General features: G+C 71.3%; 18 protein-coding genes and 2 pseudogenes. 15 read left to right on the top strand and 5 right to left on the bottom strand.

Going from position 1 to position 23,359, the window contains the following annotated elements:
• Positions 1-238 precede the first annotated feature (238 nt).
• Together ACFXGN_RS02270 and ACFXGN_RS02275 are read right to left on the bottom strand one after the other, a co-directional pair.
• A complete protein-coding gene (locus ACFXGN_RS02270; protein ID WP_384852213.1) occupies positions 239-1,741 on the bottom strand; it encodes a sensor histidine kinase in 1,503 nt (500 codons plus the stop codon).
• 5 nt (positions 1,742-1,746) lie between these two features.
• Positions 1,747-2,436, bottom strand: coding sequence for a response regulator transcription factor (locus ACFXGN_RS02275; RefSeq protein WP_384852215.1), 690 nt, complete (start codon positions 2,434-2,436; stop codon positions 1,747-1,749).
• Between the two features lie 151 nt (positions 2,437-2,587).
• Here ACFXGN_RS02275 and ACFXGN_RS02280 point away from each other — a divergent pair, with 151 nt between their 5' ends.
• From ACFXGN_RS02280 to ACFXGN_RS02345, 14 genes and pseudogenes are all read left to right on the top strand, one after another.
• Positions 2,588-3,925, top strand: a complete 1,338-nt coding sequence (locus ACFXGN_RS02280) for a ferric reductase-like transmembrane domain-containing protein (protein WP_384852218.1) — start codon at positions 2,588-2,590, stop codon at positions 3,923-3,925.
• Between the two features lie 127 nt (positions 3,926-4,052).
• Positions 4,053-4,469, top strand: a complete 417-nt coding sequence (locus ACFXGN_RS02285) for an FMN-binding protein (protein ID WP_384852221.1) — start codon at positions 4,053-4,055, stop codon at positions 4,467-4,469.
• A gap of 22 nt (positions 4,470-4,491) precedes the next feature.
• Positions 4,492-5,187, top strand: a pseudogene (locus ACFXGN_RS02290) (FAD:protein FMN transferase); the annotation flags it as partial.
• Between the two features lie 264 nt (positions 5,188-5,451).
• Entirely contained in the window at positions 5,452-6,306 is an 855-nt protein-coding gene (locus ACFXGN_RS02295) for an intradiol ring-cleavage dioxygenase (RefSeq protein ID WP_384853101.1), read from the top strand.
• A complete protein-coding gene (locus ACFXGN_RS02300; protein WP_384852224.1) occupies positions 6,303-7,070 on the top strand; it encodes a response regulator transcription factor in 768 nt (255 codons plus the stop codon). Before ACFXGN_RS02295 ends, ACFXGN_RS02300 begins: the two co-directional genes overlap by 4 nt.
• Before the next feature lie 20 nt (positions 7,071-7,090).
• A complete protein-coding gene (locus ACFXGN_RS02305) occupies positions 7,091-8,770 on the top strand; it encodes a sensor histidine kinase (protein WP_384852227.1) in 1,680 nt (559 codons plus the stop codon).
• Between the two features lie 93 nt (positions 8,771-8,863).
• A complete protein-coding gene (locus ACFXGN_RS02310) occupies positions 8,864-9,496 on the top strand; it encodes a TetR/AcrR family transcriptional regulator C-terminal domain-containing protein (protein ID WP_384852230.1) in 633 nt (210 codons plus the stop codon).
• A 665-nt stretch (positions 9,497-10,161) separates the two neighbouring features.
• Positions 10,162-10,539, top strand: coding sequence for a hypothetical protein (locus ACFXGN_RS02315; protein ID WP_384852233.1), 378 nt, complete (start codon positions 10,162-10,164; stop codon positions 10,537-10,539).
• A 141-nt stretch (positions 10,540-10,680) separates the two neighbouring features.
• On the top strand, positions 10,681-11,082 hold the full coding sequence (locus ACFXGN_RS02320) for a peptidase inhibitor family I36 protein (protein WP_384852234.1): 402 nt from the start codon (positions 10,681-10,683) through the stop codon (positions 11,080-11,082).
• Positions 11,083-11,319: 237 nt separating this feature from the next.
• Positions 11,320-11,685, top strand: coding sequence for a hypothetical protein (locus ACFXGN_RS02325; RefSeq protein WP_384852237.1), 366 nt, complete (start codon positions 11,320-11,322; stop codon positions 11,683-11,685).
• Between the two features lie 1,508 nt (positions 11,686-13,193).
• The gene (locus tag ACFXGN_RS02330) at positions 13,194-14,396 is read left to right on the top strand and encodes a hypothetical protein (RefSeq protein ID WP_384852240.1); all 1,203 of its coding nucleotides are present in this window, start codon (positions 13,194-13,196) and stop codon (positions 14,394-14,396) included.
• 498 nt (positions 14,397-14,894) lie between these two features.
• Positions 14,895-16,709, top strand: coding sequence for a DUF4157 domain-containing protein (locus ACFXGN_RS02335; RefSeq protein ID WP_384852243.1), 1,815 nt, complete (start codon positions 14,895-14,897; stop codon positions 16,707-16,709).
• Position 16,710: 1 nt separating this feature from the next.
• Entirely contained in the window at positions 16,711-17,430 is a 720-nt protein-coding gene (locus ACFXGN_RS02340; protein ID WP_384852246.1) for a hypothetical protein, read from the top strand.
• A 181-nt stretch (positions 17,431-17,611) separates the two neighbouring features.
• Positions 17,612-18,355, top strand: coding sequence for a hypothetical protein (locus ACFXGN_RS02345; protein ID WP_384852249.1), 744 nt, complete (start codon positions 17,612-17,614; stop codon positions 18,353-18,355).
• 155 nt (positions 18,356-18,510) lie between these two features.
• Here the strand turns inward: ACFXGN_RS02345 and ACFXGN_RS02350 are convergent, their stop codons facing one another.
• From ACFXGN_RS02350 to ACFXGN_RS02360, 3 genes and pseudogenes are all read right to left on the bottom strand, one after another.
• On the bottom strand, positions 18,511-19,722 hold the full coding sequence (locus ACFXGN_RS02350) for a hypothetical protein (protein ID WP_384852252.1): 1,212 nt from the start codon (positions 19,720-19,722) through the stop codon (positions 18,511-18,513).
• A 530-nt stretch (positions 19,723-20,252) separates the two neighbouring features.
• Positions 20,253-20,621 (bottom strand): annotated as a pseudogene (locus ACFXGN_RS02355) (VOC family protein); the annotation flags it as partial.
• A gap of 220 nt (positions 20,622-20,841) precedes the next feature.
• Positions 20,842-21,225, bottom strand: a complete 384-nt coding sequence (locus tag ACFXGN_RS02360; RefSeq protein ID WP_384852254.1) for a hypothetical protein — start codon at positions 21,223-21,225, stop codon at positions 20,842-20,844.
• Between the two features lie 210 nt (positions 21,226-21,435).
• On the opposite strand from ACFXGN_RS02360, the gene ACFXGN_RS02365 reads away from it, so the two are divergent.
• A complete protein-coding gene (locus ACFXGN_RS02365; protein ID WP_384852257.1) occupies positions 21,436-23,145 on the top strand; it encodes an RICIN domain-containing protein in 1,710 nt (569 codons plus the stop codon).
• Positions 23,146-23,359: the final 214 nt, after the last annotated feature.

Here is a 23,359-nt window from a genome sequence, read left to right on the forward strand (position 1 = left end):
TGATGGTCCGCAGTAAACTAGGTCAGCGACCAAGAGGCAATGAGGGGGTGCCGGAACCGGCCACGGTGGCCATCGGCTCGCCCGGGGCACGGATCCTCCTCCGCCACCGCCCGTGCGGCGGGGCAGCCGCCGCCGGACCCCCGGCCCCACGCCCGGGGCCGTACGCGCCGAAACCCCGCCCGGGGCACACCACTTCACCGAGCGGCCGTGACGAGGACGGAGCGAAGGAGCCGACGCGTCACACCGACCTGTCGGCCCGCTCCCTCACCCCGCCCGCGTCGCCGCCCAGGGACCCCGTGGGCCGCGCGCCGCGTCGCAGCGGCAGCCGGACCGTGAACACCGTCCCGCCGGGGCCGCTCGTCAGTTCGATGGTGCCGCCGTGGGCACGGATCAGGGAGTCCGCCACCGACAGGCCCAGGCCGCTGCCGCCACGGTCGCGGGTGCGGGTCGTGTCCACGCGGTAGAAGCGGTCGAAGACGCGCGCGCGGTCGGCGGCCGGGATGCCGGGGCCGGTGTCGGCCACCGCCACCAGCGCCTCGCCGCCCGCCACCGTGACGGAGACCGACACCTCGGTGCCCGGCGGGGTGTGCACGGCCGCGTTGGCCAGCAGATTGTCCAGCACCTGACGCAGGCGCCCCGCGTCCACCGCCGGACACACCACGGCCGCTCCGGCCGTCATCCGCAGCGGACGGCCCGGTCGGCTCGCCCGGAACCCGTCCACGGCCTGCCGCACCAGCTCCACCAGGTCCGTCTCCGCCAACCGCAGCGGGATCTCCGCCTCGGACGCGTCCAGCCGGGCGAGGAGCAGCAGATCGTCCAGGAGGAAGCCCATCCGGGCCGCCTCCGCGCGCAGCCGGGACAGATGACGGTCGCGTTCCTCCGGCGCGTTCGCCGCCGCGTACTGGAACAGGTCCGCGTAGCCGCGTACCGACATCAGCGGGGTGCGCAGTTCGTGCGAGGCGTCCGCGACGAACCGGCGCAGCCGCTGCTCGGCCTCCGCGCGCACCGCCAGCGAGTCGTCGATGTGCTCCAGCATGGTGTTGAACGCGGTGCGCAGCTCCTCCATCTCCGGCCCGCCGCCCCGGGGCCCGGCGCGCAGGGACAGCCGGGCCGCCGACTCGGTCAGATCGTGCGAGGCGATGCGGTGCGCGGTGTGCGCCATGTCGCTCAGCGGCTTCAGCCCGCGCCGCAGCGTGCGCCGACCGAACACCACCAGCGCCAGCAGCGCCAGGGCGAAGGCGATCACCTGGACCGTGATCAGCCGGGTGACGGTGCTCTCGATGTCGGCCGTCGGCGCCGCCGTCACCAGCACCACCCCGGGCTTCACCTCGCAGGCCCGCAGCCGGTAGGTGCCCTCCCGGCCGAGGGACCGGGTGCCGAAGGCGTCGTCGGCCCCCGAGCGGGCCAGCCGCTCGGCGAGCGAGGTGAACGCCGTACTGTCCTCGGGCAGCGCGGCCGGCCGCCGCAGCCGCGGCTCACCGTCGGAGACGTCGTACACCGCCTGGTACCACCCCAGATACGTCTCCCGCCGGACCGCGCCGTGCTCGACGGCGTCCTTCGCCTGGACCACCTGGGCCGACTTCATCCGATCGCCGAGCTGCCGCTCCAGATAGTCGCGCATGGACGTGGTCAGTACGGTGCCGACCACCGCGAACACCATCAGCGACAGCACTCCGAGGCCGAGCGCCAGCCGGGTGCCCAGCCGCAGCCTGCCGTACGCCTGCCGCAGCCCGCTCGGCACCCGCCTCACCCGTCGGCCCGTCTGATGACGTACCCGAAGCCGCGGACCGTGCGGATCAGCGGCTCACCGGTCTCGTCCAGCTTGCGGCGGAGCCTGCTCACCACCAGTTCCACGACGTTCGACCGCCCCCCGAAGCCGTACTCCCACACATGGTCCAGGATCTGGGCCTTGGTGAGCACGGTCGGGGAACGGCGCATCAGATAACGCAGCACCTCGTACTCGGTGGGGGTGAGGGTGAGGAGCGTGTCCGCCCGGCGCACCTCGCGGGTGTCCTCGTCCATGGAGAGGTCGCCCACCCGGAGTACCGAGCGCGGGAAACCGGGCCCCGCGCCGCGCCGCAGCACGGTCCGCAGCCGGGCCATCAGCTCCTCCACCGCGAACGGCTTGACCAGGTAGTCGTCCCCGCCCCGGGTCAGCCCCGCCACCCGGTCCGCGACGCCGTCCCGGGCGGTGAGGAAGACCACCGGCACCATCGTCCCGGAACGCCGCAGCCGGTCCAGCACCCCGAAGCCGTCCACATCCGGCAGCATCACGTCCAGCACCACGATGTCCGGACGGAACTCGGCCGCGAGCCGCAGCGCGTCGTCGCCGGTGTTCGCCGTCATCGCGTCCCAGCCCTCGTAGCGGGCGACGGTCGCGACGAGGTCGGCGATGGGTGGGTCGTCGTCCACGACCAGAACTCGCACTCTGTCCACCCTCCCATACTGCGGTACGGCACCGCCCGCGCCGACCCCCGTGGAACAACCGGCGCCGATCGACAGGCACTTGAAAGCCGGTCGACAGGGGTTCGACAGCTTCCGCCCGCCAAGCTCGGTACATCCCTTCCCGACCGAGGAGCTGCCGCCCGTGACGACTGTCGAACCACGTCCCGGCCCCACCCGGGGCATACGGCCGAAAGTGGTGGCCCGCACCGGTCTGTACGCCGGTCTCGCCGTGAACGCGGCCATCGTCGCGTACTTCTTCGTCCAGGCCGGATTCGCCTCGAACGCCCTGATCGTGCTGGGCCGGGCGACCGGCCTGTACGCCGCGCTGCTGATGGTCTTCCAACTGCTCCTGGTGGCACGGCTGCCCTGGCTCGACCGCCGGATCGGCATGGACCGGCTCGCGGGCTGGCACCGCTGGACCGGCTTCCTCCTGCTGTGGCTGCTGCTCGGCCACGCCGTCTTCATCGTGTACGGATACGCCCGGCCCACGGGCATGGATCCGGTCGACCAGACGGTCGATCTCGCCAGGACCGTCGAGGGCGTGCTGCGGGCCGTCGCCGCGCTGCTGCTGATCCTCGTGGTCGGCGCGGTCTCCGCCCGCTTCGCCCGGCGCCGACTGGCGTACGAGACCTGGCACTTCATCCATCTCTACACCTACCTCGCCGTGGTGCTGGCCTTCACCCACCAGGTCGCGGCCGGTACCTCCTTCACCTCCTCCGGCCTCGCCACGGCCTACTGGTACGCGCTGTGGGGCGGCGCGCTCGGCGCGGTGGCCGTCGGCCGCGTGCTGCTGCCGCTGTGGCGCAACTGGCGGCACAGGCTGGTGGTCACCGCGGTCGTGCCCGAGTCGGACAATGTCGTCTCCCTCTATCTGACCGGCCGTCACCTGGACCGACTGCCCGCCCGCGCCGGGCAGTTCTTCCTGTGGCGGTTCCTCACCCGCGACCGCTGGTGGCAGGCCAACCCGTTCTCCCTGTCGGCCGCGCCAGACGGCCGTACGCTCCGGCTGACCGCCAAGGCCGTCGGTGCGGGCAGTGCCGCCCTGCGCCATGTCCGGCCGGGCACCCGGGTCTTCGCCGAGGGCCCCTACGGCGCCTTCACCGCCCTGCACCGCACCCGCCCGGACGCCGTACTGATCGCGGGTGGTGTCGGAGTCACCCCGATCCGCGCCCTCCTGGAGGAACTGCACGGCCACGCCGTCGTCCTCTACCGCGTCGGCAGCGACAAGGACGCCGTCCTCCACCAGGAGATGCGCGAACTGGCCCTCGCCCGTGGCGCCGAACTGCGTCTGGTCACCGGCCCGATCGAGCCGGACCCCCTCGCCCCGCGCGCCCTGGCCGGGCTGGTGCCGGACATCGCCGACCGGGACGTGTACGTCTGCGGCCCGCCCGGCATGACCACCGCCGTCCTCCGCAGCCTGCGCGAACTGGGCGTACCCAAGCCGCAGATCCATTTCGAGCGGTTCAGCCTGGCCGGCTGACGCGGCGACGGACCGGCCCCGGCCGAGATCCATGACCGACATGCCTGGCCAGCACCCCTGGCCGACATCCGTGGTCGGCACCCGTGGCCGATATGGAAACGGCCACCGAAGCGACAAGGAAGTGACTGTGAAGCGAGTACTGCCCGTCCTCGCCCTGACCGTGATCGGTGTGATCCCGGTGTGGCGCTACGTGCCCTCCCATGGCGACGGCTCCACCGTCGTGGCGGCCCCGCCGCCCGCGCCCGCCCCGCCCGCCCCGACCGCCGGGGCGTCCGGCGCCGGAGAGGTCGTCCTCACCGGGCCCACGATCGACACGGAGAAGGGCCCCGTACAGGTCGAGGTCACCTTCGAGGGCGACACGATCCGTGCGGTACGGATGCTCCGGCAGCCGAACCATCCGCAGACCCACGCCGCCGTGCCGACGCTCATCGAGGACACCCTGCGCGTGCAGGGGGCCGATGTCGACACGGTGTCCGGGGCGACCGTCACCAGCGACGCCTACAAGGAGTCCCTCCAGGCCGCGATCGACGCGAAGGGCAACTGACGTGCACCGGGTCGAGCAGGTGATGGGATTCCCCGTCTCGCTGCGGATCGACGACGAGGACGTGCCCGAGGGGCTCGCGGACGCGGTGTTCGGGTGGCTGCGGGAGGTGGACGCGCGGTTCAGTCCGTTCAGACCGGACAGCGAGGTGTGCCGACTCGACCGGGGGGAGACCGGGCCGGACGACATCAGCGCGGACCTGCGGGAGGTGCTGGCCCTGTCGGAGCGGTACCGGGTCGAGACGGGGGGCGCCTTCGACGTACGGCTGCCGGGGCGGGGGCTCGATCCCTGCGCGGTGGTGAAGGGATGGTCCGTGCAGCGGGCGGCCCGGCTTCTGCGCGGGGCGGGGGTGCGGAGGTTCTGTCTGAACGCCGGTGGTGACATGGTCGTCGGGGGAGGGCCCTGGAGGGTGGGGGTGCGGCATCCCGAGATCGCGGATCAGGTGTGCGTGGTCCTGGAGCTCGGCGACGGGGCGGTGGCCACTTCGGCACGGTACGAGCGGGGAGACCACATCGTCGACGGGCGTACGGGTCTGCCCGCGACGGGCCTGCTGAGTCTGACGGTCGTCGCCCGTACGCTGACCGAGGCGGATGCGACGGCGACCGCCGCGTTCGCGCTCGGCGCGGAGGGCATCGCCTGGGCCGCCGGGCGGGACGGCTGCGAGGTGTTCGCCGTCGACGGGGAGCGACGGGTCTGGAAGAGCGGCGGGTTGCCCGTCGCCGTCCGGGACGGAGGGTCGGGGGGAGCCCGACGGGCCGAACAGGCCGGGCAGACGGAACAGGCCGAACAGGCGGACCTCGCCATCCCGATGTGCCCTCCCCTCAGCCAGATCGGCCAGATCAGCCAGATCGGCCGGGCCGGTCAGATCAGCCAGATCGGTCTGGTCGGTCTGGTCGGTCCGAAACTCGCCCCACCGTCCGCGCCTCCCCGCGTTCTCCCAGGAACGGCCACTAGCTTGCGGGCCATGACAGACCACACACCTCGTATGAGCCGTCGTTCCCTCCTCGCCGCGGGCGGCGCGGGCGTTGCCGCCATCGGGCTGAGCGGTGTGCACCTGGCCAGTGCCGACTCGGAAGCGGCGGCCACCGTGCCCTCCCCGGCCACCGGCTCCCCCTCCGCGCCGGACCTCCTGCCCCTGGTCAAGGAGACCACCGAGGGCCCGTACTACCTCGACTACGACAAGCACCGCGTCGACATCACCGAAGGCAGGCCCGGCACACCGCTGGAGTTGCGCATCCAGGTGCTGAACGCGAAGAACGGCAAGCCGGTGCCCGAGGCGGCGGTCGACATCTGGCAGTGCGACGCGCTCGGCATCTACTCCGGGTACGAGGAGACCTCGGAGGCCATGAACGAGGGCGAGCTGGTGTTCGACGGCCCGATCCCGAAGCTGCCGCCGGACAGCAAGACCACCTATCTGCGGGGCTTCCAGATGACCGGCCGCGACGGCTGGGTGCGCTTCCGCACCGTCTTCCCCGGCTGGTACACCGGGCGGACCGTGCACATCCACGCCAAGGTGCACACCAGGGGCGTCCTGCTGGACCGGGCGTACGCCCAGGGCGTCACCGTGCACACCGGACAGGTCTTCTTCCCCGAGGACCTCACCACGGCGATCAGCGGGGTACGGCCGTACACGCGGAACGACCTGCCCCGCACCACCAACGCCACGGACCCCTTCTACTCCGGTGACACGGCCGCCGACGGCCTGCTCGCGGTGGAGTGGGACCGTACCGACGCGACCAGGCCGATCCGGGCGTCCATCAGGACCGCCGTCGACCTGGAGGCGGTCAACCCGGGACGGAGGGGCAACCCGCCGCCCGGCCCGGTCCGGCCGGGCCAGTGACCACCGGCCCTTCCTCCTCCTCCCCGCCGTACCGGCTGTTGGTCGTCGAGGACGACGACAGCATCCGCACCCTGCTGGAGTCGGTGCTCGGCCTCACCGGATACACGGTGCTGAGCGTGGGCTCCGGCAGGGCCGCACTGCTGGAACTGCAACGGTTCGCACCGGATCTGGTGGTGCTGGACGTGATGCTGCCCGACCTCGACGGCTTCGAGGTGACCCGCGTCCTGCGCGCGGCGGGCAACGAGACGCCGGTGCTGTTCCTGACCGCGCGCGCCGACGACACGGTGACGGGCCTGCGCGTCGGCGGGGACGACTACGTCACCAAGCCGTTCGGCATCGAGGAGGTGCTGCTCAGAGTCGCCGCGATCCTGCGCCGCACGGCTGACGGCCCGCACCGGACGCCGGACGGGGAGGCGGAGGGAAAGGCGGACGACGTACTCCTCTTCGCGGATCTGCGGCTGGACCCGTCCCGGCACGAGGCGCACCGGGCAGGCACGTACATCCCGCTGTCCCCGACCGAGTTCAAGCTGCTCGCCTATCTGATGACCAACGCGGGCCGGGTGGTGCGCAGGATCCAGATCGTGGAACACGTCTGGCACTACGACTTCGCCGGTGACACCCGGATCATCGAGACGTACGTCAAATATCTGCGCCGCAAGATCGACCGCTTCGACCCGCCGCTGATCCACACGGTGCGGGGGGTCGGATACACGCTACGGCTGCCGCGCGACCAGAGCGCTCCGGACCCACGGGGAACACGGTGACCATGGGGAACGCGGTGACCATGAGCAACGCGGGAAAGACGGCGACCGGGGTGAACACGGGAGCCACGGGAGCCACGGGAGCCACGGGAGCCACGGCGAACGTGCCGGACAGTGCTCCGGACAGCGCTCCGGTCCGGCGACGCCCGGCCTCCCTGCACCGCAGGCTCACCTGGGGCGTGACGCTGCTGGCCACGGCGGCGGTACTGGCGGTGGAGATCGTCACCTTCGTGGGCCTCCGCCACTGGCTGCTGGAGAGCGTCGACCGTTCCCTGACCAGCTTCTGCCCGCCCGCGCAGGTCTTCCGGGATGCGGCATCGGGCCATGGCTTCCCGTCGTACGTGAAGTCTCCCGGCGTCCTGCCGGCGGACTTCCGGATCCACTTCTACGACTCCGACGGCCGACTGCTGAGCGACGCCATCGCGGAGGGAACGGCTCCGGGCCCGGCGCTGCCGCCCACCACGGACGCCCTCGCCGCGGCGGAGGGACCGGGGACGGGGACGGAGAACGTGGTCTCGTTACCGGCAGCCTCCGGGGACGGATCGTGGCGGACGATCGTACGGCCCGGCCCGGACGACATGCGGGCCGTGGTGGGCCTGCCGCTGGACTCCGTCCGGAACACCCTCCGCAACATGCTGCTGGCAGACGCCGTGCTGCTCGTCCTGACGGCGGCGGGCGCGTTCGTGGGCGCCCGGTGGGTGGTGCGGCTGGGGCTGTTGCCGCTGACCCGGATGGAGCGCACCGCCCAGCGGATCACCGTGGGCAACCTGGACCTGCGGCTGCCGGACACGGACAGCCGCACCGAGACGGGCCGTCTGGGCGGCGTGCTCAACACGATGCTGGACCGGCTCCAGAGCGCCCTGCACGAGCGCGAGGCGTCCGAGGCGCGGCTGCGCCGCTTCCTGGACGACATGGGCCACGAGCTGCGCACCCCGCTGACCGCGGTGCGGGGCTTCGCCGAACTCGCGTCGCGCCATGAGCGGCAGTCGGCGGAGGCCCATCGGCTCATCAGCCAGAACGCGGCACGCATGAGCCTGTTGGTGGACGACATGCAACTCCTGGCCAAGCTGGACCAGCAGCCGACGTACCGCGCTGAGCCGGTCGACCTGCTCTCCCTCGCGGCGGACGCGGTCAGCGCTGCGGCCCTGGGCTCACCGTCACGTGGCATCCACCTCAACCCACTTTGTTCAGAAGGTGAGTTGGAGGTGGTGGAGACATCCGGTGACGCTCACCGCCTCCGCCAGGTCATCGACAACCTGCTGTCCAACGCGTGTCGCCACACCCCGCCGACCACTCCGATCGAAGTCCGGGTCGGCGCGACGAGGACGGCCCCGGATGCGGGCGGCGTGAACGCCCCGCACCGCGCCAGCCCCACCCCGCCCCTGCCGACCGGCGTTCCCGTCTGCGTCCTGGAGGTCACCGACGAGGGCGCGGGGCTGCCGCCGGAGGAGGCCCGGCAGATCTTCGACCGTTTCTACCGCGCCGACCCCTCCCGCTCCCGCGACCGGGGAGGCAGTGGCCTGGGCCTGTCCATCGCGGCGACGATCGCCCAGGGGCACGGGGGGCGGCTGGAGTTGGATACGTGGAGCGGGCGGGGCTGCACGTTCCGGTTGGTGCTGCCGATCCTGCGGGCAGCGAGCGAAGCAGGCCCTGCCGTCACTCCGGTCCGACCTGGCTCGGCGGGGCCGATACGTCGCTGCTGACGGCGAAGGAGAAGGCGAAGGAGAAGGCGAAGGCGATAGCGACAGTGATGGCGACGGCGATGGCGGAATCCGTGCCCGCAGTAAACTAGGTCGATGACCAACAAGCGAGCGGCCGGTGCGGTGGCCCGTACCCGGCTGACCCCCGTCGTCGTTGTGGACGCGGCCCTGTGCCTCTTGGCCGAAGAGGGGTTGGAGGCCGTGACCACGCGGGCCGTCGCGGACCGGCTCGGCGTTCGGATGAACACCGTTCTGTGGCACATCAAGACCAAGAGGCGACTGCTCGAACTGATGGCCGATGCCATCGCCGGGGAGATCGCCTACGACGGTCTGCCCGCCGGGGCGGGGGAGCGGGCCGCCGAACTGATGCGCCGCTACCGGAGGTCGCTGCTCGCCCACCGCGACGGGGCCGCCCTGGTGACCGGGACGTACGCGGCCGAGCCGCACACCCTGCGCTTCGCGGACACCCTCCTCGCCGCCCTCGGGGAGCACGAGGAAACGGCGGAGGCATCGGCCCGTACCCTCTACGCCCTGGCCTACTTCACCCTCGGTCTCACCCAGGAGGAACAGGCCATGGACGACACGGACGGGACCCGCTTCCGGGAGGCCGTGGAGAACGGCCCCTACCCCGCCCTGCGCGCGTCCCGGACCGCCCTTGCCGACGACACGTTCTCCGCCCGCTTCGAGGACGGTGTCCGGCGCATCCTGGGCCCCGGCCGGACTTCCTGACAGCCGTCTCGCCCCGCCGTTCCCGCGCGTCGAAGGGCGGCGGGAGGAAATTTCTTGCAGCTCGCCGGATGGATCGCCTTGCAGAGGACCCGAGTTCGTGACCGATCCGGGCCCGGAGCCACCGAGGAGGCGAGTGCCCCGTACCCGCCTGCGGGGCCGAGGGCGCGATCGGTGACCGTAACTCCTTTCGTCACGGCCGCGTACGGGAGGTTTGAGGGCTGACGGGCGGAGGCCATGACGGGTCGTCGGCCCCGGACCGGAGCGCGGTCCGGGAGCTCGTCGCAGTCGGCCTGACCTGTCAACTGACCTTCACCGCCTTCTACTTGAGCCTGCTCGGCTACCGCGACCGCGCGGGCGGTCGGAGGGGAAGCCATCGACTCCGTGGCCCGCGAACCCAGTTCCACCCCGACGAGGGCCCTGCCGCGGGGGTGGTGTCCCTCTGTGACGCGGGGTCGCGCCACGGGCGCCGGGATGGTCCGGGGCGGGCGCCCGCCACATGGCCGTGTTCCATGCTGACCGACCCCTTGCCTTCGGCGACCCGCTCGGAGAAAATTCTTTCTGTCGCTTTCAGCAAGAACTTGCGACATCGCGTCAAGACGTACATCCGTCCCTGGGTCCGATGTGCTCCGACGTCGGACTCTTTCCCGCAAGGAAAGGGCAAGTTCATGTCGTTGTTGAGGAAGGCCAGGCAGCGTCTGGCCGTAGTAAGTGCCGTGGGAGCCCTGGCCGCGTCGGCGGGCCTTGTGACGACCGCTTCCCCGGCGACTGCCGCTCCGGACCGCGCCCTGGCAGGCGTCTTCATCTACGCCAACCCCAACTACTCGATCCCGGTGTACCCCGGCGGCGCGCCCGTGCAGGTCGCGAATCTCGGCGGCCCGGCACAGGACAGCGTCTCCTCCATAGGCAACAGCACGGACCTCCGCATGTGTTTCTACGAGCACGGGAACTACGGCGGTCTCGAGTTCAGGATCGGCCCCGGCGAGTGGTGGGCCACGCTCCCCGGGTGGATCAACGACAAGATCTCGTCCTACCGGCCCTGCTGACGAAGGCGACCCGCACGGCGTCACCGCACTCCGTGCCCGCCCTGCCGGACGGACACGGAGCCGATCTCCCCGCGTCGGCCGAACCGCTCGTTCCGGCACCGGAGCGAGCGGTTCGGCCGACGCGCCGACAGAAAGGCAGCCATGCGTTCCAGCATCGAAGGCACGACCTCCGTCCTCTCGCACGCCAAGTCCCGGCTGGCGCTCCTCGGCGCCGTCGTCACCCTCGCCGCCTCGGCCGGTGTTCTCGTGAACGCGGCCCCCGCCGAGGCGGCCGGCTGCATGGAGAACGGGCGCAGCCTGTGCCTCCGGAAGCACGACAACTACGGGGGCTACTCGCTCCCCTTCAGTATGCCCAACGTCGCCTCGAACCTCGGTCAGTACCAGGACCAGGTCTCCTCCATCGTCAACGACTCGTCCTACTCCATCTGCTTCTACGAGCACCCCGGCTACGGAGGACTGGAGTTCAGGATCGGCCCGTGGGAGTGGTGGGCCAACCTTCCCGGCTGGATCAACGACAAGATCAGCTCCTTCCGCCCCTGCTGAGGAAACGAAATAGCCTCGCGCGACACCGGTTCCCGTGACCCGGTCAGGGCCACGGGAACCGTGAGTCGCCGCCGCCGACAGATCGATCCTGAGCAGGCGGCTGCTCACTGTTCAACACCGGCTTAGAGGAGATCGGTGCAGCGATTGGCGCTGAGAATGATCATGGTCGGTCGGTGCGCTGACCGAGGGCTTCGCCGGGGTTCGCGGGCCACTTTCCTGGGCTGCGACACTCAGCAGGTGAGTTATTCCGCGACAGACCAGCTGTCCTCCGCCGAACGCGCCTTCATGATCAACGCCACCGAGATCGACATCCTCGCCGGTGTCTGGGGTGACCTCGACGAGCCGCTGCACTCAGGCCCTGCCTCGGCTCTCGTCCCGATCCTCCTCCCCCTCGTCGACAAAGGGTGGATCGAAGTGTGCCGGCTCGTTCCTTGGACAGCGCCGAACGGCTCTCTCGGTTGTCAGCCCGGTCCCCCCATCCCGAGGCAGGACCTTCCCGCAGTCCTCGCGGACGCCGAGAACTGGGAATATCCGCAAATCGACACATGGCTGGGGTGCCTCACGCTGACCCTCACCGAAGAGGGACAGGGGATCCCCCGCTGATACGCGGTCCCAATGAACTCCCTCCAGCACTCGACCGCAGCCGGGGGTGTCGCAGCGGGGTGAGGCGGTCCGTGGTGAACACATGCGGTCTTTGATGATGTCGGATGAGCTCTTTCCCTCTTTCATACGGGCCGTGGTCATGTCCGCCACTGTCGAAGGGATGGTCACGGTGGGGCGCTGGACGAGGCACACACTCTGTGCGAGACCTCCAATGTCCAGGAGCACCGTTCCGCAGCCTTCGGCGCCATCACCCGATCCTTCGGTCCGACTGCCCAGGGCTGCCTGAGGCTGACTACAGCACTCACCCCCAATCCCTGGAGCGCGCTGATCCTGGGGATCGCCGCCGTCGCCCCGACTCCTGCTTCTGACGGATCTGTTCCTGGACTGAGACCCCTTAATGCCGCTTCTCTCGGAGAGGTGTCGGACGGGTACCCCGGACGCCGGTGTGAAGGCCGGGGCAGTGTCACTGCCCGGCAGTAAGCTCGCGAGGCAGGAAAAAGGGGGGACTTCGTGCGCGACCGCATACTGACAGCCGACGTACCGCTCGGGCCGTTCGAGGGTACAAAGATCACTGTCTACTCAGCGAAAGGCAAGAACAGCAGACTGCATGTTCGGAGGGAATGCGGCCAGCTCCGTACGACCAACGTGACGACGACCGAGGTCCCGTTGAACGCGGACGTGATGGGCAGGTTCTGCTCGGGTTGCGCCGACAGGGGTCTGGGGGCGCGGCCGACGTCCGGGCTGGGCATCTTCATGGGGGCGCTCGGCGGCGCGGGACTGCTTCACCAGCTGCAGGCTTATGTGGAGCCGGACGAAGACATGCACTGGACCCAGGACGAGGTGCGGGCCGCAGCCGCGCTCCTGCGCTCGAAGCGGGACGCTGAGGATGACGAGGACGACGACGGGCGGTGGGAAGCGCAGAGGGAGGCCGACGAACTGCAGGAGCAGGTCTTGTCCCTCTGGCGTCATGCCGCGGGGAGCCTTCACCGAGCGCAGGCCGTCATCGCCCACTTCCCCTGGCTGACGGACTGGGCACGGCCGCAGCTGTCGGCGAAGGAGGGCTACCTTGAGACGGTGCGGGCGCAGGCGGCCCTCTTCGTGGAGCCGGCCGGCCTCGTCGTAGCCGCCGGAGCCGCAGCACTGGAAATGTCCCCGCTGCCCGCCGACGATCCTGCCTTCGCGGTGCTCGGTGACCGCAGCCGGATTTCGACCGGACTGAGCGCGCTGTGGCGCAGCTGGCAGTACGCGGCCGAGAGCGGTTGGGAGGGACCGGCCTCCCGAGCGTTCAGGCGTTATGGCCTGGTGGAGGGCATCAGGTCCAACAAGAAGGGGCACAGGGAAGCCCTGGAAGGAGCCGGTCGCCTGATCCAGTCCTGGGAGGACGAAGCCAGCGCCACTGCCTCGGCGACGGATTCGACACCGACGGTGCGGGTCACGGCGCGCTTGCCGGAGGGCACGGAGGAGCCCTCACGCGCGGATGCCCGCGATGTCCTGGACGGCCTGGACCGGTGGACCCTCGGGGTGGTGGTGACCTGGACCGTGACCGCCGACTGGAGCCGACGCGTCTTGACACTGAAGGTCCCCTCCTCGTCGCCGACAGACTCCTCGCGCCCTCAAGTGCCCTTGTCTGCGAGCGCGAGGACGAAACCACGTCGGCGGAGGCTGTGCCCCAGGCGTATTCCGGTTCCATGCGGCCCGGGGTCTTCGACGACACCGCAGTCTTCGACCGTCAGCCGGTCACCCCTGCTCATCTGCGGGCGCTGCGAGACTTCTCGTACGCCGCTGACCAGCTCTACATCGTCTTCTCGGCGAGCGGGGGAGCGGAGGTCTTGCCTCTCGAGGCCATTGAGAAGCGCGTCGAGCAGGGCTGGCTCGGCGTCATCGTCGCTGGTGCGTTGGACCTTCCCGAAAGCGTGATCAATCCGTGGATGAAGGAGATCCGCCCCATACCGGAAGCTGACGAGGGCCCTCACCCGGGCCACGCCGGTCCAGGGCAGGATGACCACTCCGGGGCTGACATGGGTCTTGCGGCCGGAGCCCGGACTGCTGTCCGGTGGGTACACGGGGAGCGGGCGAAGGAGCGTAATCTGCGTCTGCTCGCCATGGCACGCGGCGTCCTCGACCTGCGGAGCCTCGATACCGGGCGCTCCGGCGTGCTGTCGGTCGCGGTCTGGGAGGGTCTGCTCACCCCAGGGCCCCTGGACCTGACGCCCTTCCGACGGCCCAGCACCGACCGCTGGCGCGGCGGTAGCGGCCTACCGCTGGACGTTCTGGGATCTGTGCAGATCTACGCCACGAACGCGGATCCCGCGTTCCAAGGCAAGGGGCATTCACCCTTCTGTCAGCACACAAGGGGCCGAGGCCTTGAGCACAGTGACGACCTCTTGAGCGTCTCCGAGCTGCTGGCCCGTGACGACTGGGACTGGTGCAGCAAGTGCGGCGGCTACTCTGCGCGGCGGCTGACGGACACCCAACTCTCCTACTACCGCGCCGCCCACCAACTCCACGACATTGCCGACCGGCTCGACGACCGTCGTACCTACCGTGCTCCTGTCGAACCGGATGTCCTGATCAAGCGGCTGGACGAGCTCGCTTTTTGGCAACCCGGCGGCCATGAGAACGGCAGATGGGAGGGACGGTGGCGTTGGCGTGAGGTTGTCAGCGAGCTTCGACACCGGGCCGAGAGGGAACGGTTCCACAGAGCTCCCTGACTCGCCGCCCCTGCCCAGCGGTCCGAGACGGCTCGGCGGACCGAGGCTTAGGTGGGTTGCCTCGCGCCCACCACCCATGCCGGTGGGCGCGACAGGTACGTAAGGCTCTGACGGCCGGGCTGGGGTGGGCCGAGGGTCGTGTCGACGGCGGTGGTCTTGTGCGTGTCGTCGGGGTGTCTGTCCGCCGTGGATAAACGATCAAGGGGTCGTTTCGGATCTCTCTGAAACAGCCCCTTGATTTCCGCCCTGTCACAGTCGGGACGACAGTGGGCAGTCGGTGCTGCCCCCGGGTGTGCCCTTCGGGACCTTCTGTCATGAGGGCCGCTCGGCTGGTGTGGGGTGATCCTTCCCTGATCGAAAGGCCTCCGCGTGATCCACGAACACCGCAGTGCTTCCGCCGTGGACCGGCAGCGGAGCGAGGCTCCCGCGCGGGCACCGCTACCCCGGCAAGGCCTGCTGTCCCTTCAGCGCACCGCGGGGAACGCGGCGGCGGTTCGGATGCTCCAGCGTGCGGGGCACTCGTACGCCCAGCACCAGCACGGCCCGGGGTGCGGTCCCCACTCCGGGCCGGAGGCCGGATCCGCCCCGGTCCAGCGCTCCACCGTCCATGACGTGCTGCGCGCTCCCGGCCGTTCGCTGGACGAGACCACCCGCATGGACATGGAGGCACGGCTGGGCGCCGATTTCTCGGATGTCCGCATTCACGACGGCTCGGCCGCCAGAGAGTCGGCCGCCGAGGTCGGTGCGCGCGCCTACACCTCCGGCAGCCATGTCGTCATCGGGGAAGGCGGTGGCGACCGGCACACACTGGCACATGAGCTGACCCATGTCATCCAGCAGCGCCAGGGGCCGGTGGCGGGCACCGACAACGGCGACGGTCTGAGCGTCAGCGACCCGTCCGACCGTTTCGAACGCGAGGCCGAGGCCAATGCCCATGACGTCCTCCGAGGTCCGGCCCCCGACCTCCAGCGCGCCCCCGTCGGCGACGCACGGGGCACGACGGGGCCCGCTGACGCGGACACGGGTGCCGTGCAGCGCATGATGCCCGCCCCGGCCGGGCAGGCGCCCGCGCCCGCACAGGCGCCCGCGCAGGTTCCCACGCTCGTAGCGGTCGACTTTCCCGGCAGCAGGGACATAGCCGACGACCCGATGGCGGGAACCGGCTACACCGTCACCCATCTGAGGAACGAAACGCCGACGGCCCTGGTCGAGGTGCACGGCCTCGACGGCCTGACGGGGATCTCGCTCCTGGCCAGGGAGGGCGGCAACCTCCTGGGCGTATCGATGCCGCAGGACCCGGTGGGCGGCGTGATGACCTTCAACGTCCCCTTGATCACGCTGCCAGGTGCGGGCACGGTCGGAAACATGTCACCCGTGATCGAATGGGAGCTCTTCGACGCCGGCCAGACGACGATGGCGGTGGGGCAGACGATGCACACGTTCTACCGGCTGTTCGACAACCCCACCACCGCGATGCGCTTCAACGCGGTCCACGAGGCCACGACCATGGCAGCGGGCCAGAACGACGGCCAAGGCGTGGCGACCGCGCTGCGCGGGGCGATCAATGGCAGAGTCCCCTACAACGGCTCCCAGTACCTCACCGCCGACCCGTTGACCCTGCTGAGCTCGGCCCCCAGCGGAGCCGTCTGCTCGGACTTCGCCAATCTGCACATCATGCTGGCCCAGACCCTCGGCCTCCAGGCCAACGCCGTCCTGTTCTGGGGCGGGTTCCAGCACGGTGGCCACAGCGTGTGGGCAGCCGATGCCACCAACGGCAACAACACGCTGACCAACGTCCAGGCCACCAATCCCGCGAACAACCCGGGCGGAGGCCCGCAGGGTTGGGACTTCACCTATCACGCCATCGCCAACATCGGCGGCACACTGCACGACGCGGCGCTCAACCGGGAGGGCTTCGCGGCCGAAGCGATCCACGAAGGGCTCTGGGTCCTCCTGCCGGAGCTGCTTCCCGTGCCCGCGACGCCGTTCGCGGCCACCGCGCAGACCGCCTTCTCCGTGTCGCTCGTCTCCGGGACCGACGTGGAGACCGTCGGTGTCGCGCTCCGGCAGCACGGCGCCCGGATCACCGACGCCGACTTCGCCGCCAACGTCCTCAGCGTCATGCCCATCCCGCCGGGAACACCGGCCGCGCACCAGGACCCGGTGCAGCTGATCGGCGGCGCCCTGCCGCCGGGTCTCGCACTCGCCCCGGACGGCACCCTCGCCGGTATCCCCACCACCCCGGGCACCTACACCTTCACCGTGTTCAGCAGTCTGAACACTCCCGTCACCTACTCCATGGTGGTGAACTGACGTGCTCCAGATCCTCACCCCCGACGAGGTGGCCCGAGGCGACTGTCCGACCGGCGGTTACTCGTTCACGGGCCTGGTGCCCCCCACCTCCGTGTCCGTGCCCTCCCGGCTGAGGCTCCTCGGCGGGGCGGGACTGGTCGTGCCGCCTCCCCTGGGCGCGGCGGTCGACGGTCCGGCCGTCCTGGACCGGGTCGCGGCCGAACTCGGCGACCTGCTCGGCGGGGTCTTCGGCGCCGGTGCGGTGCTTCCCCTCGCCCTGCACGACGCCCTGATCTCCCCGGAGACCCGGGCCCGGTACGAGGCCCCCGGTCACGCGCCGCCCTGGGACCGGCCACGGGAGGGCTTCTACTGGTTGGCGGCCAGGCTGGGCGACTGGCGGGTGCAGGCTTGTGGCGAGCCCGGAGACCTGCACTGCGTCTCCTTCCACCGGCCGGTGGAAGGCCCGGCGTGGGGCGGTCCACCCGATGACCCTTGCGCCTTGGCCGCGGACCTGGCCCCCGCCCTCACCTCCCGGCTCGGCGACCGGCCTTCCCCCGAGGGCCTGCGGGACGTCACCGCCGCCTTCTCACCGGGGCTCTTCGGCGTCGCCCTCTCGTCCCCCGAACTCCGTGTCCGTACGGGAATCCGGCAGACCCTCGGCGCCGACGGAACACCCCTCGGCCTCGCGCGGGTCCTCCGGATCGACGCGGGACCGGGCTGCCGCGCCTGGCCGGGCCCCTGACAGCGGGCCGCCGTCCCCCTCCCGGTCGATGCCGGGCCGGTCGGCGGATCGGAGCGGGAACCCGCGCCCTCCACCCAGCCATGGTTCCACCGGCCGGGCCGTGGCAGGATCCTTCGTGGGCCGCGTCGACCGGCGCGGCTGTGCGGGCGCGGGGGCGCTCGGTCTCGGGGGGAGACGTTCGATGACGCTGTTCTTCACCGGCAGGTTCCAGGACGCGGGGGCTCCCCAGGAGACCAAGCCGGAGCGGACCTTCGAGGACCCCACGGAGGCGCGGCGGTACCGGAGGACCATGGAGGCGAAGGCCCTCCAGGAGGCCGAGACCGTGAGGGTCTTCCAGGAGGCCGCCGTCCGTTTCAGGCACTGCGACCGGCCGGCCGAAGCGGCGGACGCCGGATGGGGGCTCTGGCCCCCGCCCGCGGGACCGGCCGAAGCGCTGTTGCCCAAACTGGCCCGGGTGCCCCGTACCGATGTGGTCGTCATGGGCACCCTGGACCGGCTGCCGCAAGGTTCGACCAGGCTGTACAAGGGCAAGCCGGGCCCCACGAACCCGGACGACCTGACGGACCGTTCGGCGGCCGAGCTGAGCACCTGGCTCGCCGACCACCCCGGCGAGGGCCTCACCCTGTACGTCACGGTGTCCGTCACCGTGAACACCCTCCGGGAGGGCGCGGTCGTGGAGATCATCAACCACGAACTGGCCGCGCACGCAGAGCCGTTCGCGGACTTCCTCGTCGCGGAGTCGAACGCCCCCGGTACGGGCGTCCTCGGCACCGCGGTCGAGCAGCACGAACTGCTGTTCACGGGCAACCCGCGCTATCGGCTGATCGGAGCCCGGTACGTGACGGGGTACGACGACGCGGAGTCGTACCGCAATCGGATGCTCATGGACACCTACGCCAGAGCGACGCTCCCGCCCGGCGTCTGAAGCACGCCAGGCCCGCCCGGGACCGGGGCGTCGGGGTCGGCGGCTCCAGCCCGGGGAGCCCCGGCGCTTCGCGAACGACGCGCCGGGGCTCCCGAGAGGCGTTCCTCTGCCTGGCCGTCCTGCTTACCGGAGCTCCCGTGGGGAGGCGGTGGGCGTCAGCGCTTCCAGACGGTCGCACGCCAGGCCGTCACGGTACCGGCGCCGTCGGTACCCACGGCGAATCCGGCGACCACTCCGGCGTCGTTGATCGCGAACGCCGCTGCATAGGGGCCGAGGGGCGACGACAGCGGGACCACCGTACCGTCGGGCTTCCACAACAGGGCCTTGTCCAACGCGGGGTTACCGACCGGCGGCCACGCGTACCCCACGGCCGTGCCCCGGTTGTTGATCGCCAGCACCTCCCCGGCCGCTTCCCCCGGATTGGCGAGCACCGTCCGGGTGCCGTTCGCGTTCCAGCGGGCCGTGTCGCCGTACGGGTTGTCCTCCAGCGAAGCCCCCACGGCGGTGCCCGCCCGGTTGACGTCGTATCCCCGCCCGTGACCGGCGTCGCGTACGGTGCCGTCCGCCGACCACACCAGGACCCGGTCGTACTCCGTGCTCCCGGCGAGCCGTCCGTGGCCGAGGATCACGCCGTTGTCGGTGATCTCGCGCGTCTTGGCCCCGACGAACCCCGCCGGGAGGGGCAGCGCCCTCACGGCACCCGCCGCGTTCCAGCGCACGGGGTGCGCGGGGCCGCCGGTGCCGTCACGCTTCTCGGTCCAACCGACCGCCGTACCCGCGTTGTTGACCGAGGTCGCGGTGCCGCTGTCGTCGCCGGGCAGTACGGGAAGATCGGTCCTGCTGCCGTCGGACTTCCAGCGCAGGGGACGGGAGCGGTTGTTCTCCTCGGACGCGTCGCCGACCGCGACCCCGGAGTTGTTGACGGCCGACGTGTTGCCGCCGAGGGACCCGTCGGGAAGCGCCAACCGCGTCGGGGTTCCGCCCGGTGTCCAGCGGACGGGGTGGGAGGAGGCCGGGTCGTCGTAGGAGAGGCCGACCCCCCATCCGCCGTCGCTGAGCGCGGTCGCACGGCTGAACTGCTCGCCGGGCAGCGGCGCCAGACGGGTGTAGCCGGAGCGCCCGGCGTGCCACCGGAGCGCGAACGGCCCGACCCAGCCCTGCCCGTAGTACTCGCCGATGACCGTGCCGCTGCTGTTCAGCCCCCTGACGAAACTGTGGACCCCTCCCGACGGGATCGGGAGCAGCCGTGAGGACGCCAGGTGTTCGGAGGGTTCGGCCACCGCCATGGGCGCCGAACCCAGGAGGAGCAGGGTGGTTGCCGCCGCGGCGGCGAGGGTTACGGGTCGGGGAACGCGTATGCGGGCCATCCGGACACTCCTGCTCTCGTCAATGACATCGACGTACCCGTGCATGGGGGGCGTTGGATCTCTTCCGGACTGCGGAGAGACCGCACTGCAGTTCAATTTTCCGATGCCGGTGACCTCTTGGCAGCCTGATCTTCGAAACGACCGGATTCGTACGCCGTTCACGCTCCGTCCCACCCGCCGTCACTTCCACCCGCCCCGCCCCACGGACGGATCCGGCCTCCGGATGACGGAGTCCCAGCAGCCTCTTTGGTCCCACAGCGACGGTCGCGGCCGACGGCCGGTGAGCCCCCTCGTCCGCCCGGCACGGCAGGAGACCACGGCGACTTCCGGCCACCCGCTCGGCCCGGGGAGTCGTTGCCCCACCGCTCTCGACCGTGGGTTTCCACCGACGGATGCCGCCTCGGGGCGGGGGAGGGGGTGGGGCGCGCCGAGGCGGGTACGGAGGACGGCCTCCGGCTCCTGTTACGAGTCGCCTGTCACGTGTCTCGCGCGACCCGCCCTGAACCGGCCGGAGCCCGTGGCCGGGGTCAGCGAGGGGCCAGGAGACAGAACTCGTTGCCTTCCGGATCGGCCATGACCGTCCAGGGAACGTCGCCCTGACCCACGTCGGCGAGCGTCGCGCCGAGATCCTTCAGCCGTGCGATCAGCTCCGCCTGATGGGCGGGAGAGGCGGTGGCCAGATCGAGGTGCACCCGGTTCTTCACCGTCTTGGGTTCCGGGCGGGCGATGATGTCGACGCAGACGGCGGCGGGGTCGGGGTAGGAGAAGCCCACGGGTTCGAGGTTGGTCACGCCGGGGCCCTCGCTGTCGACACCCCAGCCGAGCGCCTCCGCCCAGAACCGGCCGAGCGCCGAGTCGTCCCGGGCCTTCATGTTGATCTGCACGAGTCGTGTTGCCATGCCGTAGATCCTAGGAGTTCCCGCAGGTCCGGTCCGGTCCGCCGTGAGCGGAGGCGACGCCGGGGGCCTCCCGGCGGCCGAACGAGGACCTGTCTCCTCGACGGCTCGGGGGCGCGGTTCCCGGCGGTCGGCGGGGAAGGGGAACTTCTCCCCTTCCCCGCCGACGTCTTCCTTCTCCGGGCCGTCCCCGTCCGGCCCGTCGTTCACCCTTCGGGGCGGATCAGCAGGAGCGCCACTCGGCGGAGGCCGAGCCGTTGAAGTACTTGCCCGGGTCCGCCTCGACATTGATCCACTTGGACACGCCCGCGGGGCCGACGCTCGGGCTGGACTTGGAGCCGCCGCCCGCGTAGTAGAACTTGATGAAGGGGCACCGGCCGTCCGCCTTGGCGTCGAAGATGGTCCCGGTGGCCCGCGCGCCGTCGCAGATCTCGCCGCTGCCGCCGCCTTCGCCGCGGGTCTCGTTCCAGGGGGTGCAGGCCAGGGCGCCGCCTGCCGAGGAGGCCGGTGCCGGTGCCGCCGCGATCGTGACCGCCGACAGGCCCAGGGCGAGCGCCGCCAGGGTGCGGGCCGCGCGGCGACCGTGGGTGCTCTTCATGATGTTCACGCCGATCAAGGTGTCTCCCGGTGAGTCGGATGCAACCGGCCCGAAACCGGCTTGTGCCGGTCGGGCGGCGGAGGTTGGGTCCTCCTGAAGCGAGGACCAGGCTGTGTGGCGAACCGGGTTGACCGGCGGAGGGTCGAGGGATATCCGCAGCTCCACACGGTGAAGGGGGCGGACAACACGAGTTGTCCGTGGACACGAGGAGGGGAGCCGATGGCAAGAGCGGGCAGACGGCAGGGGGCGATGAAGGGAGCGACGGGTGCGGTGAACGAGCTGGCCCGGTTCCTTCAGGAACTGACCGGCACATTGACCGTGCGGGAACTCTCGGAGCGCTACGGAGGCGGTCGGACCCTGTGGAGCGAGTACCGCTCGGGCGCGAGGATCATTCCGCTCGGACGGCTCGGCGGGGTGGTGCGCGACCGGGTGCGCGACAGCAGGGGACAGCGGGATCTGCTGGCGCGGGCCCGAAGGCTGCACGACGCGGCGCTCGTCGCCGAGGTGGAGCGGGAACCGCCGCCACGGCTGGAAGAGGCCCTGCGGCGGGCGGAGACGGACCTCGCGGAGGCGGGCCGGCTGGTCCGGAGCCTGCTCGCGCTGATCACCGCACTCCTGCCGACCGGACCGGACGCGGACGCGGACACGCCCAGCCCGGTGCGGGAGACGGAACCCGACCGTGCCGACGCGCACCTGCACGCGGCCTACGACCAGCTCGGATCGGCATGGGCCGTGCGGGCCGAGGCCCGCCGGGTGTACGGCGACGCGGTCGCGGCGACCCGAGCCGTGGGGCCCGGGACGGGGGAGGAGCACGGTACGGCCGCGGGCGCCGAACTGGTCCTGGCGGTCGCGCGGGTCGGCAGCGCACTCAAGGAACGGCGCGCGGAGGCCGTCCGGTTGTGGACGGAAGTACGGACGCACCGCTCCGGAGCGGTGACCGGCGACGAACCGCCCGCGCGCGTCGTACTGGAGCGGCTGGACGATCCGGCGCCGGTCGCCACCCGGTCTGCCGTACCCGTACCCGTACCCGTACCCGTACCTGCACCCGTGTCTGTGCCTGCGCCCGTGTCCGCGCCCGCGTCCGTACTCGTGACAGAGGCGGCTCGGTCCGGTGCTCACGGTCGTCCCGTCGGAGCCTCCGTACCGCTCATCGCTCTCGCCGCCGTAGCCCTGATCAGCGTCGCCGTGGTCGCCACGACCGCGGTGGTCGTACTGGGCGCGCGGCAGGACGCCTCTCCGGTCGCCGGTTCGGGGCCGATCGCGCCACGGACGCTGCCCGCCCCCGGCAACCGGAGCCTTTCCGCTCCCCGGAACTCCCCTCCGGCGGACGTCGGCCGGTCGCCCACCGCCACGACGAACCCCCCGGTCACCCGGACCCCAGTCCCGGAGAAGCGCTCCGCTCCGGCGGACAGCCCCTCGAACCCGCCGCGCACGTCCGCCCCGGCTCCGGTCCCGCCGCCCTCGCCCGAGCCGCGCACCACGGAGCCGCCACCGCTTCCGGACCGCTGGTTCCGCCTCACCAACACGTCGAGCCGCATGTGCCTCGCCGTACCGGGCGGGGACGCGGCCCCACCGGCGACAGGGCTGGTGCAGACCGGCTGCCAGCCCGCCACCGAACAGTTCTGGCGACTCACCCACGAGGGGTCCCAGCGGTACGCGCTCCGCAACCGGAGCACGGAGCAGTGCCTGTCCGTCGACGCGGCGGAGACCGACAACGACGCCATCATCACCCAGTATCCGTGCGGGGACGAGGACGGGCTGTTCGCCGATCAGCTCTGGACGTTCCGCTACCACCCGGGTCATCGCGCCTGGCAGCTCGTCAACCGCAACAGCGGGAGGTGCGTCTCGGTCCGCGCGGGCGCCGGAGACATGGAGCAGGCCCTTCAGGCGGACTGCGTCGGTGCCCCCGGTCTGTTCTGGCGGACGTGAGCAGGGGCTCGATCCAGCCGCCCCGGTCGGCCCTGAGCCGGAGCCCGGCGCGGGACCGACCGGGGGCGGCCGTGGCCGGGGGAGTACGCGCCGGGATCACCGCTCGTGCCGCGCCGCCGCCCCCGCCCGTACGACGCCCTCCTCGAAGGTCCGTGGCGTCCGTGGCCGTACGGTGGCCAGGTCGTCGGCACCCTGTACGGGCGGGCTCTCCGGC

Source organism: Streptomyces sp. NPDC059247, from assembly GCF_042754005.1.
GTDB lineage: Bacteria > Actinomycetota > Actinomycetes > Streptomycetales > Streptomycetaceae > Streptomyces.

Bases quoted from the DNA above. Each gene is read 5' to 3' on its own strand.
- ACFXGN_RS02295 (WP_384853101.1), top strand. From the start codon at position 5,452: ATGAGCCGTCGTTCCCTCCTCGCCGCGGGCGGCGCGGGCGTTGCCGCC.
- ACFXGN_RS02305 (WP_384852227.1), top strand. From the start codon at position 7,091: ATGAGCAACGCGGGAAAGACGGCGACCGGGGTGAACACGGGAGCCACG.
- ACFXGN_RS02310 (WP_384852230.1), top strand. From the start codon at position 8,864: ATGACCAACAAGCGAGCGGCCGGTGCGGTGGCCCGTACCCGGCTGACC.
- ACFXGN_RS02315 (WP_384852233.1), top strand. From the start codon at position 10,162: ATGTCGTTGTTGAGGAAGGCCAGGCAGCGTCTGGCCGTAGTAAGTGCC.
- ACFXGN_RS02320 (WP_384852234.1), top strand. From the start codon at position 10,681: ATGCGTTCCAGCATCGAAGGCACGACCTCCGTCCTCTCGCACGCCAAG.
- ACFXGN_RS02335 (WP_384852243.1), top strand. From the start codon at position 14,895: ATGCTCCAGCGTGCGGGGCACTCGTACGCCCAGCACCAGCACGGCCCG.
- ACFXGN_RS02345 (WP_384852249.1), top strand. From the start codon at position 17,612: ATGACGCTGTTCTTCACCGGCAGGTTCCAGGACGCGGGGGCTCCCCAG.
- ACFXGN_RS02350 (WP_384852252.1), bottom strand. From the start codon at position 19,722: ATGGCCCGCATACGCGTTCCCCGACCCGTAACCCTCGCCGCCGCGGCG.
- ACFXGN_RS02365 (WP_384852257.1), top strand. From the start codon at position 21,436: ATGGCAAGAGCGGGCAGACGGCAGGGGGCGATGAAGGGAGCGACGGGT.